A 15,694-nucleotide genomic window follows, 5' to 3' on the forward strand; every position below is an offset into this window, starting at 1 on the left:
GCATATGGAGTGGATCATAAGGACAGACATGAATGGACTTACGTCACCTCCGCTGTTTTCTCGCTGTCGCCAACGAGCTGCATTTTGCTCGTGCGGCTGAAAAACTGCATATTGAACAGTCGCCGTTATCGCGTGCCATTAAAGAGCTTGAAGAAGAGCTGGGCGTGCAGCTTTTTGTGCGGACCACACGCAGCACACGATTGACGCGGGCGGGAACGCTTTTCATGGAACATGTCCTGCGTGTCTTTACGGTGTTGCAGCAAGCACGCGATAGCGTGCAGTCTGCAGCTAACGGATTTCACGGACAGTTGCGGGTGGCTTTATCGGATGGGGTCACACCGTCTCGCTTTTCTTCTTTTTTGGCGTTGTGCCGCGAGCAAGACCCGGATATCGAAATTCGTTTGACTGAAATTCCGCTTGCGCTGCAAATCAAGGGATTGCATGACGATTTGTACGACGTAGGGTTTGCGCAATCGGACGAGGTTGGCGATGGAATTATCGCGGAACCCGTTTGGGATGATCCGCTAATGGTAGCGGTGCCTGCTCGCCATCCACTCTTGAAATACAAACGTATTCCCTTGGAGGAAGTGCTGCACTATCCGTTGGTACTTGGGGATACTCTGGCCTTTGAGGGGCATGCTCGCCAGATAGATCGTGCGCTGCGACGGGTAGAAAAAGAGCCACTAATTGTCGAACGAGTCACGACTATCGACCTAATGATGGCTTTGGTATCGGCGGGTTTCGCCTTAGGGCTAGCTGGCGCCTCGCAGATAGCTGCCAGCCGCGAACCGGGCGTGGTGCCTCGTCCGCTGGCCGGCCGTGCACCTATTCTAACAACCTATCTGCTGCGTCTGGACGGCGAGACATCTCAGCCGCTGGCGCGTTTCATTGAGAGAGTCAGTGCTGTCGAACCGCCTAGCGAACACAAACCTTCCGCACCGCCTCAGTCAGATCTTTCGGAGGACGCAGAGTCATGAACAAAAGCATGTTGCTAATAATTGCCGTGGCGCTGACCGCCTGCGGAAAATCCCAGCCACCCGAAACGGTGGAGTCGCTTACGGCCAACCCCGAACGACTGAAGGAATTGCGCCAACAATGCAAGACAGATCGCGCGAAGCTGGGTGATGAGCTTTGCAATCGAGTGGCCGAGGCAACAAATCGGCGCTTCTTCGGCGATGGCAAGACGCCATACACGCCGCCGAAGGAGCAGCCTAAGTTCTGATCATGTGTGTATGACCATGAATTTCTAATTTCTCGCTCGATACGCTGCAATGCGCCCGCTCTTGCGGCGTTCGCCTTCCATTCGCTCCTACGCGCAATCATGTTTTTTCGTCGACCTTTGTCCTGATAACGGTCTTTGACCGTCCTTGATCTGCCCCCGATCCTCGTGTGTGCGGCACGCCTTTGTGCCGCCTGTTGCACAGGAGAGAGGCGGCCAGGATGCAAGGTCAAGGCGTGTTGTTCGGGCAGGTCAGTGTCGTCTTCGGCATCGTTATCGCCGGTGTGTGGATCGCCACACAATGGACGGCCGCAGCCTTGGGTTATCAGCTACGCCTAGGCTCGCCCTGGTTCGATTTCTTTGGCACGCCGGTCTATCACCCGTGGCGGTTGTTCGAGTGGTGGTTCTTCTTCGATGCCTATGCGCCCCGGGTCTTCGACACCGGCGGCGCGATTGCGGGCGGCAGCGGCTTGGTGGCTGTCGTGGTCGCCATCGCTATGTCCGTGTGGCGCTCGCGGCAATCGAAACTGGTGACGACCTACGGTTCGGCGCGCTGGGCCGACGCCGCTGATATTCGAAAAGCGGGACTAACCCAGCCTGCAGGCGTCTTCCTTGGTCGGCATGACGACCAATACCTGCGGCACGAAGGCCCGGAGCACGTCCTGACCTTCGCACCGACGCGATCCGGCAAGGGCGTCGGCCTCGTGGTTCCCACGCTGTTGAGCTGGCCAGACTCCGCCGTCATTCACGACATCAAGGGTGAGAACTGGCAGATCACCGCCGGATGGCGCTCTCGCTTCTCGCACTGCTTGCTGTTCAATCCCACCGATCCGAAGTCTGCGGCCTACAACCCGCTGCTGGAAGTCCGGCGCGGCGCACATGAGGTGCGCGATGTACAAAACATCGCCGACATCCTTGTTGATCCCGAAGGTGCTCTGGAGCGCCGCAACCATTGGGAGAAGACTTCGCACGCGCTCCTAGTCGGCGCCATCCTGCATGTGCTCTATGCAGGAACCGACAAGACACTGCGCGGCGTCGCGAACTTCCTGTCCGATCCGGCGTGCCCGTTCGAGCTGACGCTGCATCGGATGATGACGACCCGGCATCTCGGCGATACGCCGCATCCCGTTGTCGCATCGGCCGCGCGCGAAGTGCTCAACAAGAGCGACAACGAGCGTTCAGGTGTGCTGTCCACGGCCATGTCGTTCCTCGGCTTGTACCGCGATCCGACGGTTGCCGAGGTCACGTCGCGTTGCGACTGGCGCATCGCCGATCTAATCGCATCCGAGCATCCCGTCTCGTTGTATCTGGTCGTGCCCCCGTCAGACATCAGCCGCACCAAGCCGCTAGTGCGCCTGATCCTCAACCAGATAGGCCGCCGCCTGACCGAATCACTTGATGGCAGCGACGGCATCGCCCGTCGCCACAAGCTGCTGTTGATGCTCGACGAGTTTCCAGCGCTGGGCCGGCTCGACTTCTTCGAGACGGCGCTGGCGTTCATGGCCGGCTATGGCATCCGCAGCTTCCTCATCGCGCAGTCGCTCAACCAGATCGACAAAGCCTACGGGCAGAACCATTCCATCCTCGATAACTGCCATGTGCGCGTGACGTTCGCTACAAACGACGAACGCACCGCCAAGCGCATCTCCGAAACGCTCGGCACGGCCACCGAACTGCGTGCTCAACGCAACTATGCTGGCCACCGGCTCGCACCTTGGCTGGGCCACTTGATGGTGTCGCGGCAGGAGACAGCACGTCCGCTGCTCACGCCCGGCGAAGTGATGCAACTCCCGCCGGACGACGCCGTGGTGATGGTGTCCAGCCTTGCGCCGATCAAGGCTAAGAAGTTGCGCTACTACGCCGACGCCAATTTCAAGCAGCGCGTGTTACCGCCGCCCACGCTCGCAGCCGGGCGCTACTCCGATGCGCCGCCGCTCCGTCCTGACGACTGGAGCGGCTTGGCTATCCCTGTCGTACCTGCCGCTTCTACCGCATCGGTGGACTTGACCGACAGCGCAGCCGCAGCCGCTGCCGACGACGGCGGGCCGCGCCGACAGCCGGAGCTATCCGAGGTCACCGAATACCTCCCCGAACAGGAGCCAGCGACCAACGATCTGGCGCTGCTCGACGACGACGACTTGCCGCTACCCCTTCCTCGCCAGCTCGACCCGGCCATGCAGCGCACGGCCCGGTTGGCGTCCCTCGACCAACACGACGGAATCGAGCTATGAGCCAATACCGCCTCAACCTGTTCATTCCGCACGAGCACGCCAAGCGACTCGACGAGCTCGCCGCCAAGAAAGGCGTGTCCAAGTCGTCCGTCGTCGCGGCGGCGCTGGCGTCCTGGCTGTCGCCGGACGCGGGCGACCAGCGTGAGGCGGCCATCGCCAAGCGCCTTGATCGACTGTCGCGCCAGTTCGAGAGGCTGGAGCGCGACCAGAACATCGAGATCGAAACGCTGGCGCTGTTTGTCCGCTACTTCCTGACGGTCAGCACACCGGTTCCTGAAGCCCATCAAGACGCAGCGCGCGCGCAAGGCAAAGCGCGCTTCGAGCAGTTCGTCGAACAACTCGGTCGTCACCTGATGCGCGGACGCAGTCTGGTGCGCGACGTGGTGGAGGAGCTGCATCCCGACACCGCTCACTTGGACGCGGCGGCGGCAGTGGCCGAGGCCCAGGAGCGTGCCTCATGAGCGCCATCCCCTCGACTGTCGGGCAGTCCTCCGCCGCCACCTCGCTCGACCGGCGCATTCGCATGCTGCGCACGGCGATGGGGCCGCTGATCGCCGCCGCGCTCGAAGACCCGGATGTGGTGGAAATCATGCTCAACCCCGACCGCACACTCTGGGTCGATCGCCTGTCTTCTGGCCGCGCGCCGATGGGGGCGGATCTGTCCGAGGAAGACGGCGAACGCATCATTCGTTTGGTCGCCGCGCATGTCGGCGCAGAAGTCCATCGCGGCCAGCCGCTTTTGAGCGCCGAGTTACCGGAAACTGGCGAACGCTTCGAGGGCATTCTGCCGCCAGCGGCGCCGGGGCCAGCCTTCGCGCTACGCAAGCGCGCCGTGGGCGTCATCCCGCTGGAGCGCTATGTCTCCGACGGGATGATGACGGTCGAACAAGCCGAGTTCTTGCGCGGGGCAGTGCGCGAGCGGCAGAACATTTTGATCGCTGGCGGCACAAGCACCGGCAAGACCACGCTCGCCAATGCCTTGCTCGCGGAAATCGCCGCCACGGGCGACCGCGTGTTGGTGCTCGAAGACACGATCGAACTGCAATGCACGGCACGCGACCACGTGCCGCTGCGCACGCGTGCCGGCGTCGTGTCGATGACCGAGCTGGTGCGCGCCACGATGCGGCTGCGCCCCGACCGCGTGATCGTCGGTGAGGTGCGCGGCGGCGAGGCGCTGGATCTCATCAAGGTGTGGGGCACCGGCCATCCAGGCGGCATCGCCACCATCCACGCCGGCTCTGCGCTGGGCGCGCTGCTGCGCGTGGAGCAACTGATTCTCGAAGTGGCCGTGAATCCGCCGCGTGCGCTCGTCGCCGAGGCCGTCAACGTTGTCATCCACATCGCCGGCCGTGGCCGGCACCGCCGCATCGAAAGCATCGCCCGCGTCCTTGGCTTCGACGGCGTCGGCTATCGCCTCGCGGATGCGCTGGAGCCACCGCTTCCAGAGCTGCCGCTTTCTTCCCTGTCCCCTAACCACCCTGGAGAACTGCCATGACACAGATGCACGCCCAAGCCTTCCGTATTTCCGTAAATCCGGCCTCAATCCTGGCGCGCCTGCGGCGCCTGGCAGGCCCCGCGCATCACGGCCTGCTGCTCGCCGCCGTCATGCTGATGATGGCCGGCACGGCAAAGGCATCAGGTTCGTCGATGCCTTGGGAAACGCCGCTGCAATCCATCCTCGACTCCATCCAGGGGCCAGTCTCAAAGATCATTGCCGTCATCATCATCATTTCTACCGGCCTGGCACTAGCCTTCGGCGATACCAGCGGAGGCTTTCGCAAGCTCATCCAGATCGTTTTCGGCTTGTCCATCGCGTTCGCCGCATCGAGCTTCTTCCTGTCGTTCTTTAGTTTCTCCGGCGGGGCGGTTGTATGAGCACGGCCAATGATCTTCCAGGCTTCGAGGTGCCGCTGCATCGCTCACTGACCGAGCCGATCTTGATGGGCGGTGCGCCGCGCACCGTGGCCATTGCTATCGGCACGCTGGCCGGTGCTGTCGGGCTGGGCCTGCAACTCTGGATTCCCGGGGTCGCACTCTGGATCGTTGGTCATTCGCTTGCCGTGTGGGGCGCGCGCGTGGATGCCCAGTTCATGCAGGTGTTCGCCAGGCACCTCCGGCACAAGCCACTGTTGGACGTGTGACGGGAGGACGCCAAGATGCTCAACCTCGCTGAATACCGCCGTCGTCCCGCGCTGCTCGCGGACTGGCTGCCGTGGGCCGGCCTAATCGCGCCGGGTGTCGTCTTGAACAAGGACGGCAGTTTCCAGCGCACGCTGCGATTCCGTGGCCCTGATCTCGATAGTGCGACGCAAGGCGAGCTGATCGCCACGACCGCACGCCTGAACAACGCGCTGCGCCGGCTCGGTGCCGGCTGGGCGCTGTTCGTCGAAGCCGAGCGCCGGCCGGCAGCGGACTATCCGCACTCCGATTTCCCTGAACCGTTGTCGTGGCTGGTTGACGAGGAGCGGCGCGCGACGTTCGAGGAATTCGGCCACCACTTCGAGAGTGGCTACCACCTCACGCTGCAATACCTGCCGCCGGAGGAATCGCGCGCCCGCGCAGCCAAGCTGCTGTACGAGAACACGCCGACCGCCGGCGTGGACTGGCGCGAACGCATGACCGCGTTCGTCGCGGAAACGGGCCGCGTCTTCGACCTGCTCGATGGCGTGATGCCGGAGATCGAATGGCTCGATGACGCTGAAACGCTGACCTACCTACACGCGACCGTCTCGACGCGGCGCTACCGCATCGGCGTGCCGGATGTGCCGTTCCATCTTGATGCACTGCTGGCCGACATGCCGCTGATCGGTGGCCTCGCGCCGATGCTGGGGGACCAGCACTTGCGCGTCGTCGCGGTACGCGGTTTTCCGACCTCGACCTGGCCTGGGATTTTGGACGACCTCAATCGGCTGGGCTTCGCCTACCGCTGGAGCACGCGCTTTCTCTGCCTTGACAAAGTCGAGGCCGAGAAGGAGCTGGGCCGCTTGCGCAGGCAGTGGTTCGCCAAGCGTAAGAATGTTCTGGCTTTGCTGCGCGAAACGATCTTCCAGCAGGAATCGCCGCTGGTCGATACCGACGCCAGCAACAAGTCGGCCGATGCAGATGCCGCCATGCAGGAGCTGGGAAGCGATCAAGTTGCCTTCGGCTTCGTCACCGCAACCGTGACGGTGCTCGATAGCGATGCCGACACAGCCGACGAAAAGCTGCGCAGGGTCGAGCGTGTCATCCAGGGCCGGGGGTTCGTGACCATTCCAGAAACTCTCAACTCTGTGGAGGCGTGGCTGTCGTCGGTGCCAGGCAACGCTTACGCCAATGTGCGCCAGCCCATCGTCTCAACGCTGAACCTCGCGCACCTGATGCCGCTGTCGGCGGTGTGGGCCGGCCCGGAGAAGAACGAGCATCTCGACGGCCCGCCACTGATCGTCACCCGCACCGAAGGCGCCACGCCGTTCCGGCTGGTGACGCACATCGGCGACGTAGGCCACACGCTGATCGCCGGTCCGACGGGCATGGGCAAATCCGTGTTGCTCGCCACGCTGGCTATGCAGTTCCGCCGCTATCCCGGCTCGCGCATCTTCGCGTTCGACATGGGTCGCTCCATGCGAGCGACGGCGCTGGGCTTGGGCGGCGAATACTACGACCTCGGTGCTGATGGCGCGATCGCCTTCCAGCCGCTCGCGCGTATCGACCGGGAGGGCTATCGCACCTGGGCCGCCGAGTGGGTCGAAGGTCGCCTGACGCACGAAGGCGTCGCTGTCGGCCCCGACGAGAAGGCGGCCATCTGGTCGGCGCTCGGGAGTCTCGCCGGCGCGCCGATCGAACAGCGCACGCTCACGGGGTTGTCGGTGCTGTTGCAGTCGAACGCACTGCGCCAGGCGCTCGCGCCCTATGTGCTCGGCGGCGCGCACGGCAAGCTGCTCGATGCCGATCACGACCGGCTCGGCACGGCCGACGTGCAGTGCTTCGAGATGGAGGAGCTGATGCACAGCAAGGCTGCGGTGCTGGCCGTGCTGGGCTACCTGTTCGCGCGCTTCGATGAGCGGTTCGACGGTGCCCCGACCCTACTGATCCTCGATGAATCCTGGCTGTTCCTTGACGACCCGGTATTCGCCGCCCGCATCCGCCAGTGGCTCAAGACGCTGCGCAAGAAGAACGTCAGCGTCATCTTCGCCACGCAGTCGCTCGCGGACATCAAGGATTCGAGCATCGCGCCCGCGATCATCGAGAGTTGCGCGAGCCGCATTTTCCTGCCGAACCCGCAAGCCACCGAGCCGCAGATTCGCACCATCTACGAAGGCTTCGGCCTCAACAGCCGCCAGATCGAGATCGTCGCCACCGCGCAGCCCAAGCGCGATTACTACTACCAATCCCGTGTAGGAAATCGCCTGTTCGACCTCGACTTGGGGGCGGTCACGCTCGCGTTCGCGGGCGCCTCGACGCCCCAGGACCAGCGCGCCATCGATCGCGTGCTTACCGATGCCGGCGCACCGGGCTTTGCCGGCGCCTGGCTGCGTCATCGCGGCCTTGATTGGGCGGCCGACCTGCTGCCGTCCGCACCATCCGCCGCGTCTTTCCTTGCTCGTCAACCTCTGGAGGTTTCGCCATGAAGATTCGCCTTCTCACACTCGCTGTTGCCGCGTTGATCGGTGTCATGCCAGTTGCGCACGCGCAGTGGGTCGTCGTCGATCCGACCAACCTCGTGCAGAACACGCTGACTGCGGTTCGCACGCTGGAGCAGATCAACAACCAGATTCAACAACTCCAAAACCAGGCGCAGTCGCTGATAAATCAGGGGCGCAACCTGGCGAGCCTGCCGTTCAACGTGGTCAACCGGCTGCGCTCGACGCTGGCGAGCACCCAGCAACTCATCACGCAAGCCCAGGGGCTGGCGTTCCAGGTGCAGAGCATGGATCAGCAGTTCGCGCAGTTGTACCCGCAGCAGTACGCCGCGACCGTGAGCGGCAATCAGATGTACCAGGACGCGCACCAGCGTTGGCAGAACACGCTCAACGGCTTGCAGACCGCGATGCAGATGCAGGCGCAGGTGTCGCAGAACGTGACCGACGACCAAAGCGTACTGACAGACCTTGTCGGTCAAAGCCAGTCTGCGACGGGCGCATTGCAAGCAATGCAAGCGACCAACCAGCTCCTGGCGTTGCAGGCAAAGCAATCTATTCAGGGCCAGCAGCTCCAACTCACACAGGGACGCGCAGCGGCGTTGGAACTGGCACGTCAGGCCGCCGCTGTCGAACGTGGCCGTGAGGTGACGCGACGCTTCCTCGGCACCGGCACGGCGTACACGCCGCAGTCGGTCAGCTTCTACGGCAACTGACGGGCATAGCCATGAAACGCGCGCCCATCCTGTTCGCCTTCGCGTGCCTGCTGGCCGGCTGCAACCGGCCACAGGCATTGTCGGTCGATGCGCTGGCCGCTGATCCGGCGCGGCTGCACGCGCTGCGTGCGCAGTGCCACCGTGGCGAACACGACGACGTTTTCTGCGCGCGAGTGGACCAAGCCGATCTGCGCCGTTTCCTCTCCGGTCAGACCGGGCCGGGTGAATACCAAACGCTGGCTGACCTGCCGCCGATCCCGGCCAGCTTCGACGGCCCCAGCACACCGACGGAGGAACGGCCATGAACGACGTTTCCATCATTGACCACTTCCTCAACGTTTTTTCTACCTACATCGACTCTGGCTTCGGCCTGCTGCGCGGTGAAGTCGCGTTCCTGACCGCGACGCTGGTGGCGATCGACATGACGCTTGCCGGGTTGTATTGGGCGCTTGGCCATGCGACCGGCCAGGGCGACGACGTGATGGCGAAGCTCATTCGCAAGGTGCTCTACGTCGGTGCCTTCGCCTACATCATCGGCAATTTCAACATGCTGGCCAGCATCGTGTTCCGCTCGTTCGCCGGCTTGGGTCTGACAGCGTCCGGCTCGACCGTGAGCATGGCAACGTTCCTGCAACCGGGACACCTCGCTAAGTCCGGCATTGACGCGGCGGCGCCGATCCTTCAACAGATAAGCGAGATGGCAGGCTTTCCCGAAGTGTTCGTCAACATCGCACCCATCGTCGTGATGTTCCTCGCCTGGTTCATCGTCATCCTCTGCTTCTTCGTGCTGGCGGTGCAGCTCTTCGTCACGCTGATCGAGTTCAAGCTGACCACGCTCGCCGGCTTCGTGTTGGTGCCGTTCGCGCTTTGGAACAAGACCGCGTTCCTCGCTGAAAAAGTGCTCGGTAACGTCGTGTCGTCGGGTATCAAGGTATTGGTGCTGGCCGTCATCGTCGGCATCGGTACGGGGTTGTTCGCAGAGTTCCCGACCACGCCGGGCGAGCCTTCCATAGACCATGCGCTGGTGGTGATGCTGGCGTCGTTGGCAATGCTCGCGCTGGGCATCTTCGGGCCAGGCATCGCCACCGGGCTCGTTTCAGGCGGCCCGCAGCTCGGTGCTGGCGCGATGGCTGGCGCCGCCTTGGGCGCCGCAGGAACCGCCGTCGCGGTCGGCGCTGCCGCTACCGGCGTCGGTAGTGCTGTAGTGGCTGGAGCGCGTATGGTCCCAGCTGCCGCCAGCGCCATCGGCAGCGGCGCCCGTGCCGCTGCCTCGACCGCGGGCAGCGCACGGTCGGCGTTTCAGGCCGGTTCCGCCGCTGCCGGCGGTGGCGCGAAAGGCGCGATGGCGGGCCTGGGCAACGTTGCCAAGACCGGCGCGCAGGCGGTCGGCCAGAAGGCCGCCGCTGGCGCGCGCTCGATCGGGCAGCGCGCAGCCGCCGCCTTCGGCTCGGACAGCGCAGGCACGGCGTCCGGTGGTGGCAGCGCAGCGGCCAGTGCTACTGCGTCAGGCCCGACCGCCGCAGGCGAAGCCACCGCGAATAGCGCTAACACACAACAACCCGCCTGGGCCAAGCGGCTGCATCGCCGCCAGCAGATATCCCATGCTGCGACCTCTGCCGCACACACGCTGCGCGGCGGGGACGGCGGCGGCTCGGGTAGCGGGCCAAGCCTTACCGATTCCGATTCTTGAGGAGAACCAGCCATGCGATTCAAACGACCGCAGGTGCGCTACGCCGATACGCCGCAACCTGCCACTCCGTATCAAGCCGCCGCGCAGGTATGGGACGAGCGCATCGGCTCGACCCGCGTGCAGGCGCAGAACTGGCGGCTGATGGCCTTCGGTTGCCTCGCGCTGGCGCTCTTGATGGCGGGCGGCCTAGTTTGGCGCTCGGCGCAGTCCATCGTCACGCCCTACGTGGTGGAAGTAGACAAGACCGGACAGGTACGCGCGATCGGCGAGGTCGCCACGCCGTACCGGCCAGCAGATGCTCAGGTCGCCTACCACTTGGCGCACTTCATCACGCTGGTTCGTTCACTGTCGATTGATCCCATCGTGGTACGGCAGAACTGGCTGGATGCTTACGACTACACCACTGACCGCGGCGCAGCGGTACTCAACGACTACGCGCACACGAACGACCCGTTCGCACGAGTCGGCAAGGAGTCGGTGACGGTGCAAATCACCAGCGTCGTTCGCGCCAGCGATTCGTCTTTCAACGTGCGCTGGACTGAGCAGCGTTTCGTCAACGGCGCACCGGCGGGCACCCAACGCTGGAACGCCGTAATTTCCATCGTCCTGCAAACCCCGCGCACCGAGCAACGCCTGCGCAAAAACCCGCTGGGCATCTACGTCAATGGCTTGTCGTGGAGCCGCGAACTCGATGCGTCCGAAGGAGCCAAGCCATGAACCAGTCTTTCCGCTTTTACGCTTTCGTGCTGACCTTGATAGCCCTCTCGGGCTGCGCCTCGCAGGGCAAGCCGCCGCCGCATATTTCGCTCGATGAGCCGGTGCAGGCGCAACCGTTGCCAGAACCGCCGAAGCCGGTGGAAGTGGTTGAGGTGCCGAAGGTGCTGCCGATGCCGGCCCAGATGAAGCCTCTGCCTGACGTGGACGAAGCCAAGTCCACGCCCGAGCCGGCTGACGAGGCCGTGCGCGTCTCGCGTGCCAACGCCGAGGCGCGCATGGCCCCGACCCGCGAGGGCTATGTCAACGCGATTCAGGTGTGGCCTTTCACCGATGGCGCGCTGTACCAGGTCTATGCCGCGCCGGGACGCGTCACCGTCGTATCGCTCCAGCCGGGCGAGGAGCTGGTGACGGTCGCCGCCGGAGATACCGTGCGCTGGATTGTCGGCGATACGTCTAGCGGCGCCGGCGCCGAGCTGCGAGTCAACGTGCTGGTGAAGCCCACCCGGTCGGGCCTCAAGACTAATCTGGTCGTCACCACGAACCGCAGGACATACCTGCTGGAACTGACTTCGACGGAAAAAGCGTGGATGGCATCGGTGTCCTGGGACTACCCGAAAGACCGAATGTTGGCCTTGCAGCGCCAGTCGCAGGCCGCGCAGGCGACCGCGCCGGTCGATACCGGCCTGGCGTTGGAGAAGATCCGCTTCCGCTACGCGGTCAGCGGCAGCAATCCTTCATGGAAACCGCTACGCGCTTTCGACGACGGTGAGAAAGTCTATATCCAGTTTCCACCGGGCATCGCCCAGGGCGAGCTACCTCCCTTGTTCGTAATCGGCGCTCAGGGCGATGGGCAACTCGTGAACTACCGCTTCCGTTCGCCGTACTACATCGTGGATCGGCTGTTCGGCGCGGCCGAACTGCGCCTGGGCGGTGACAAGGGCGACGTGGTGCGCATCGAGCGCACGGATGGCACGCGGGGGAAATGACCATGAGCCAGGACGAAACCCCGGATGTACCGATTCCCGACGCTGCGCCGAAGGTCGCGCCCGAGAACGTAGCGCTGCGGGCGCAGCCGCGCCCGGTGACGCGCTTGAATCGGCGAACGCTGGCGCTGCTGACCGGCGGCCTCGGCGTAGCCGTACTGGGCGCCACGATGTGGTCGTTGCAGCCGACGCATCGGCGCGGCGGCAATGAGCCTGCCGAGCTTTACAACGTCGATCGCGTCTCGCGCTCCGATGGACTGGACCAGCTTCCCGCCGATTACTCCAAGCTGCCGCCCAAGGTGCCAGAGCTGGGGCCGCCGTTGCCCGGCGACCTCGGGCCGGCCATCGTAAAGTCTCAGCAGCCGGCCGTGGCCCAATACTCGCCGCCCGGCCAAGACCCGGGCGCCGCCGAGCGTGACGCACGGCGCAAGGAAGCCGAAGCGGCAGCGGGATCATCGGTATTCTTCCGCTCCAGTAATCAACGCGCCGCCGCTAGTGCGCCGGTGGCCGCTGCCGGCCCGAAATCGGGCTTGACCGGCTTCGATCCGCAGGCCGCTGGCCCGGCCTCGACGGCCGCCCAGCCCGCAGACCCGACCGCCGTGCAGAACCGGCAAGAACAGAAGGAAGCGTTCCAGAAAGCCGGAACTACGGAAACACGTAATTCCGGCAATCTGCAAATGCCGACTTCGCCGTACCAGGTGATGGCTGGCACGGTGATCGCGGCAGCGCTCGTAACGGGCATCAAGTCCGACCTGCCGGGCGACGTGATCGGCACAGTGACGGAGCCTGTCTATGACACGGCGACCGGCCGTTATCTGCTGATACCGCAGGGGTCGCGAATCTTCGGCAAATACAACAGTCAGGTCGCTTACGGGCAGAGCCGCGTGCAGGTGGTGTGGAACAGGGTCATTCTGCCGGACACGTCCTCGCTGACGCTGGACAATCTGGCCGGCGCCGACCCGGCCGGCTATGCAGGACTGGAGGACGGCGTCGATTGGCATTGGGATCGCATCTTCGCTGGCGCGGCACTGACGACGCTACTGGGAGTCGGTGCCGAGCTAGCCGCGCCGGAGAATCGGCAAGGCGGCGATCGCGTCATCATCGCCGGCCGCGACAGCCTACAGGACAGCGTGAACCAGGCTGGACAGGAGATGACCCGGCGCAATCTCAACATCCAGCCGACACTGACAGAGCGGCCAGGCCTGCCGGTGCGCATCATCGTCAACCGCGACCTTGTGTTGCGGCCCTACCAACCGTTGTTCTTCAACCGGGGGACTTCACGATGAGCACGACGCGCAAGCTGCGACTGGGCCCGTTACCCAAAACCGAGAGCGTCAAGCTGACCTTCGCTTGCCCGGCCAGCCTCAAGACCGATCTCGACCGCTACGCCGCGCTGCACGCGCAGACCTACGGCGAGGTGGTCGATACAACCACACTGATCCCTCACATGCTTGAGGCGTTCATGGCGGGAGATCGGGGATTCAGGAAAAGCGGCGGGGCCAAGGCCCCGCCCCCGAAACCTGGCTGACGACACATCGACCATCGGCCGCGTGACCGACGCGCAGCCCAAGGGCTGCGCGTTCGCTTTCAGCGGCGAAGAGGGAATGAGATAATGCCTCGACGGTTGCTTTACTGCCCGCCATGACGCGATGAGGCTTTCTACCGCGATGCTCCTATGTGGCTCCTAGCCCGTAAAGCCGGAAGCCCTGAAAGCAACATCAATCCGGTCTAACTCGTTGTCCTGTATAGCCTTCTGATGCGACCTGCATTCAGTTAAAACGCTTGACACAGGCAATTTTTTATTGGGCTGGATCGCACAACCTATGTGGGACCGGCGTTAGCCGGGAAGACAATGTCGCAGGCTATAAAAATGCACCGATCATACCGACGCCTTCCCGGCTAAAGCCGGTCCCACAAGGGAACATCAGAAATCAATATACTGGGCAAAAAAAATCAGGAGTTATGTCGTGCCAGGTTCGATCATTAAACGGCTATTGAGCCATACCGCAGTGCTGTTCGGCGTGATATTCCCGTTGCTGGCCTCGGCCGCGCCGCAGCCTGATACCTACGGGGAAATGGACTCGGCAAAGTTCGAAGCGGCCGCCAAAACTACTTACAGCCTGCAGACGTTTTCCGACAAGTACCGGGCAACCCTGGAAGTCTCCAGTGACGACGATGTATTTCGCCCCGGCATCATCAAAGTCTACGACCAGAAAAGCGGCGCGGTGTTGATCCAGGTGCAGTCTGACGAAATGGTGCTCGATACCAACCCCAAGACCGATGAGGTCAAGGCCAATGTCCATGAGCTGCCCTACGGCGAGCAAAGCGTGCTGATCTACGAGGACTTCAACTTCGACGGCATCAAGGATCTGGCCCTGATGGACGGCCAGAACAGCTGCTATCACGGCCCATCCTTTCAGGTGTTCATTGGCAGCAAAGACGGCTTCACCCACAGTGATTCCTTTACCGATCTGGCCCAGAACTATTGCGGGATGTTCGGCATCGACACCAAGACCCGGCAATTGAGCGTCATGACCAAGGATGGCTGCTGCCTGCATGAAATGGCCACCTACAGTATCCGCAACGGTGAGCCCTATGAAGAAACCCATACCGTGATCGACCAGACCTCACCTTCAGGTTTGATCGAGGAATCTCGCTCGCAGAACAAAAACGGCAAAATGGTAGAAACCAATCGCACCCTCTGGGAGGACGATGAGCAGCGCAAGATACTGCTGGCGTTCAAACTGGCGCCGTCGGGCAAGAAGATTGTCCTTTTTACTCCCGCAACCAGCGACTCGGTCTATTACGCCGCAGTCGATGGCAAGAGCGAAGTGAGCCTGGTCTACCCCGAGTCCGATGTCGAACAGTTCGACTATGACAGCGCCGGGCACACCCTGAGTTTTGTCCGTGGCGACACCACCTATCGCATCCTGGGCGACAGTAAGGGGGCGCCGAAAAGCATGCAGGTGGTGATACGTGGCAAGGTGACCGAGCTGAAATTGCTGCCGGAACCAGCCCAGGGCTCGCTCAATGATGTAGCTGCGGCACTTAAAGCTATTGCGCAGTAAGCGTCAGCGTGCTGGCCTTAATCAAGCATGGCGCAAGCATCTGAGTTGAAATGAGATTTACGAGACTGGGATCAATCAGGGCTGACGATGCCTCGCACCTTGCGGATCACCTCGTCGATATCGAAAGGCTTTTGCAGCACATCGATAAACAGGTCACTGCGTTCCACGCCCATATGCGCCTGGGCACCGCTCATCAGCACCATGGCCGTCCGGCTGTGGCCGGGGCGCAGCCTGACGGCTTCGGCGAACTCTACGCCGGTCATGCTCGGCATCATGAAGTCGGTAATGATCAGGTCGGGGCGTTCACGATCAATGATCTCCAGCGCCTTGAGCGGGTTACCGGCGGTCACAGTGAGATAGCCCTCCTCTTCAAGCGCAAAGCTCAAAATATCGGCGATCAGATACTCGTCATCAACTATCAATACGGTCGTCATAAAGCGCTCGCTCGAGGGAG

General features: G+C 63.0%; 17 protein-coding genes. 16 read left to right on the plus strand and 1 reads right to left on the minus strand.

Features of this window, described 5'->3' with window-relative positions; translation table 11 throughout:
- The first annotated feature begins 32 nt into the window (after positions 1–32).
- The 16 genes from AC1Z24_RS10060 (at position 33) to AC1Z24_RS10135 (ending at position 15,240) form a co-directional block, all read left to right on the plus strand.
- A complete protein-coding gene (locus AC1Z24_RS10060; RefSeq protein WP_483745505.1) occupies positions 33–977 on the plus strand; it encodes a LysR family transcriptional regulator in 945 nt (314 codons plus the stop codon).
- Positions 974–1,222: an EexN family lipoprotein gene (locus AC1Z24_RS10065; RefSeq protein WP_483745506.1), complete on the plus strand. Its 249-nt coding sequence runs from the start codon at positions 974–976 to the stop codon at positions 1,220–1,222. Before AC1Z24_RS10060 ends, AC1Z24_RS10065 begins: the two co-directional genes overlap by 4 nt.
- A gap of 218 nt (positions 1,223–1,440) precedes the next feature.
- Complete coding sequence (locus AC1Z24_RS10070) at positions 1,441–3,450, plus strand: conjugal transfer protein TraG (RefSeq protein WP_483745507.1); 2,010 nt, start codon at positions 1,441–1,443, stop codon at positions 3,448–3,450.
- Positions 3,447–3,911 carry a CopG family transcriptional regulator gene (locus tag AC1Z24_RS10075; protein ID WP_483745508.1) on the plus strand — a complete coding sequence of 155 codons (465 nt, stop codon included), beginning with the start codon at positions 3,447–3,449 and terminating at the stop codon, positions 3,909–3,911. The genes AC1Z24_RS10070 and AC1Z24_RS10075 overlap by 4 nt, the downstream gene beginning before the upstream one ends.
- Complete coding sequence (gene trbB / locus AC1Z24_RS10080) at positions 3,908–4,945, plus strand: P-type conjugative transfer ATPase TrbB (protein WP_483745509.1); 1,038 nt, start codon at positions 3,908–3,910, stop codon at positions 4,943–4,945. Before AC1Z24_RS10075 ends, trbB begins: the two co-directional genes overlap by 4 nt.
- On the plus strand, positions 4,942–5,325 hold the full coding sequence (locus AC1Z24_RS10085) for a TrbC/VirB2 family type IV secretion system protein (protein WP_483745510.1): 384 nt from the start codon (positions 4,942–4,944) through the stop codon (positions 5,323–5,325). The genes trbB and AC1Z24_RS10085 overlap by 4 nt, the downstream gene beginning before the upstream one ends.
- Positions 5,322–5,591, plus strand: coding sequence for a VirB3 family type IV secretion system protein (locus tag AC1Z24_RS10090; protein WP_483745511.1), 270 nt, complete (start codon positions 5,322–5,324; stop codon positions 5,589–5,591). The genes AC1Z24_RS10085 and AC1Z24_RS10090 overlap by 4 nt, the downstream gene beginning before the upstream one ends.
- 15 nt (positions 5,592–5,606) lie before the next feature.
- Complete coding sequence (trbE, locus tag AC1Z24_RS10095) at positions 5,607–8,057, plus strand: conjugal transfer protein TrbE (protein ID WP_483745512.1); 2,451 nt, start codon at positions 5,607–5,609, stop codon at positions 8,055–8,057.
- Positions 8,054–8,782 carry a P-type conjugative transfer protein TrbJ gene (gene trbJ, locus AC1Z24_RS10100; protein WP_483745513.1) on the plus strand — a complete coding sequence of 243 codons (729 nt, stop codon included), beginning with the start codon at positions 8,054–8,056 and terminating at the stop codon, positions 8,780–8,782. Before trbE ends, trbJ begins: the two co-directional genes overlap by 4 nt.
- 11 nt (positions 8,783–8,793) lie before the next feature.
- Positions 8,794–9,087: an EexN family lipoprotein gene (locus AC1Z24_RS10105; protein WP_483745514.1), complete on the plus strand. Its 294-nt coding sequence runs from the start codon at positions 8,794–8,796 to the stop codon at positions 9,085–9,087.
- Positions 9,084–10,472 (plus strand): P-type conjugative transfer protein TrbL, encoded by a 1,389-nt coding sequence (gene trbL / locus AC1Z24_RS10110; RefSeq protein ID WP_483745515.1) that lies wholly within the window; start codon positions 9,084–9,086, stop codon positions 10,470–10,472. Before AC1Z24_RS10105 ends, trbL begins: the two co-directional genes overlap by 4 nt.
- A gap of 12 nt (positions 10,473–10,484) precedes the next feature.
- On the plus strand, positions 10,485–11,189 hold the full coding sequence (gene trbF / locus AC1Z24_RS10115) for a conjugal transfer protein TrbF (protein WP_483745516.1): 705 nt from the start codon (positions 10,485–10,487) through the stop codon (positions 11,187–11,189).
- Entirely contained in the window at positions 11,186–12,175 is a 990-nt protein-coding gene (trbG, locus tag AC1Z24_RS10120) for a P-type conjugative transfer protein TrbG (RefSeq protein WP_483745517.1), read from the plus strand. The genes trbF and trbG overlap by 4 nt, the downstream gene beginning before the upstream one ends.
- A gap of 2 nt (positions 12,176–12,177) precedes the next feature.
- The gene (locus AC1Z24_RS10125; protein WP_483745518.1) at positions 12,178–13,458 is read left to right on the plus strand and encodes a TraB/TrbI/VirB10 family type IV secretion system protein; all 1,281 of its coding nucleotides are present in this window, start codon (positions 12,178–12,180) and stop codon (positions 13,456–13,458) included.
- Complete coding sequence (locus AC1Z24_RS10130) at positions 13,455–13,700, plus strand: DUF2274 domain-containing protein (protein WP_483745519.1); 246 nt, start codon at positions 13,455–13,457, stop codon at positions 13,698–13,700. The genes AC1Z24_RS10125 and AC1Z24_RS10130 overlap by 4 nt, the downstream gene beginning before the upstream one ends.
- A gap of 439 nt (positions 13,701–14,139) precedes the next feature.
- Positions 14,140–15,240, plus strand: coding sequence for an XAC2610-related protein (locus AC1Z24_RS10135; protein ID WP_483745520.1), 1,101 nt, complete (start codon positions 14,140–14,142; stop codon positions 15,238–15,240).
- Positions 15,241–15,311: 71 nt separating this feature from the next.
- On the opposite strand, the gene AC1Z24_RS10140 is transcribed toward AC1Z24_RS10135, so the two are convergent.
- Positions 15,312–15,674, minus strand: coding sequence for a response regulator (locus AC1Z24_RS10140; RefSeq protein WP_483745521.1), 363 nt, complete (start codon positions 15,672–15,674; stop codon positions 15,312–15,314).
- Positions 15,675–15,694: the final 20 nt, after the last annotated feature.

The organism is Pseudomonas sp. JL23, from assembly GCF_056933585.1.

Excerpts from the sequence above, each read along its gene's own strand:
- AC1Z24_RS10060 (WP_483745505.1), top strand. The coding sequence starts at position 33 with ATGGACTTACGTCACCTCCGCTGTTTTCTCGCTGTCGCCAACGAGCTG.
- AC1Z24_RS10065 (WP_483745506.1), top strand. The coding sequence starts at position 974 with ATGAACAAAAGCATGTTGCTAATAATTGCCGTGGCGCTGACCGCCTGC.
- AC1Z24_RS10070 (WP_483745507.1), top strand. The coding sequence starts at position 1,441 with ATGCAAGGTCAAGGCGTGTTGTTCGGGCAGGTCAGTGTCGTCTTCGGC.
- AC1Z24_RS10075 (WP_483745508.1), top strand. The coding sequence starts at position 3,447 with ATGAGCCAATACCGCCTCAACCTGTTCATTCCGCACGAGCACGCCAAG.
- trbB (WP_483745509.1), top strand. The coding sequence starts at position 3,908 with ATGAGCGCCATCCCCTCGACTGTCGGGCAGTCCTCCGCCGCCACCTCG.
- AC1Z24_RS10085 (WP_483745510.1), top strand. The coding sequence starts at position 4,942 with ATGACACAGATGCACGCCCAAGCCTTCCGTATTTCCGTAAATCCGGCC.
- AC1Z24_RS10090 (WP_483745511.1), top strand. The coding sequence starts at position 5,322 with ATGAGCACGGCCAATGATCTTCCAGGCTTCGAGGTGCCGCTGCATCGC.
- trbE (WP_483745512.1), top strand. The coding sequence starts at position 5,607 with ATGCTCAACCTCGCTGAATACCGCCGTCGTCCCGCGCTGCTCGCGGAC.
- trbJ (WP_483745513.1), top strand. The coding sequence starts at position 8,054 with ATGAAGATTCGCCTTCTCACACTCGCTGTTGCCGCGTTGATCGGTGTC.
- AC1Z24_RS10105 (WP_483745514.1), top strand. The coding sequence starts at position 8,794 with ATGAAACGCGCGCCCATCCTGTTCGCCTTCGCGTGCCTGCTGGCCGGC.
- trbL (WP_483745515.1), top strand. The coding sequence starts at position 9,084 with ATGAACGACGTTTCCATCATTGACCACTTCCTCAACGTTTTTTCTACC.
- trbF (WP_483745516.1), top strand. The coding sequence starts at position 10,485 with ATGCGATTCAAACGACCGCAGGTGCGCTACGCCGATACGCCGCAACCT.
- trbG (WP_483745517.1), top strand. The coding sequence starts at position 11,186 with ATGAACCAGTCTTTCCGCTTTTACGCTTTCGTGCTGACCTTGATAGCC.
- AC1Z24_RS10125 (WP_483745518.1), top strand. The coding sequence starts at position 12,178 with ATGAGCCAGGACGAAACCCCGGATGTACCGATTCCCGACGCTGCGCCG.
- AC1Z24_RS10130 (WP_483745519.1), top strand. The coding sequence starts at position 13,455 with ATGAGCACGACGCGCAAGCTGCGACTGGGCCCGTTACCCAAAACCGAG.
- AC1Z24_RS10140 (WP_483745521.1), bottom strand. The coding sequence starts at position 15,674 with ATGACGACCGTATTGATAGTTGATGACGAGTATCTGATCGCCGATATT.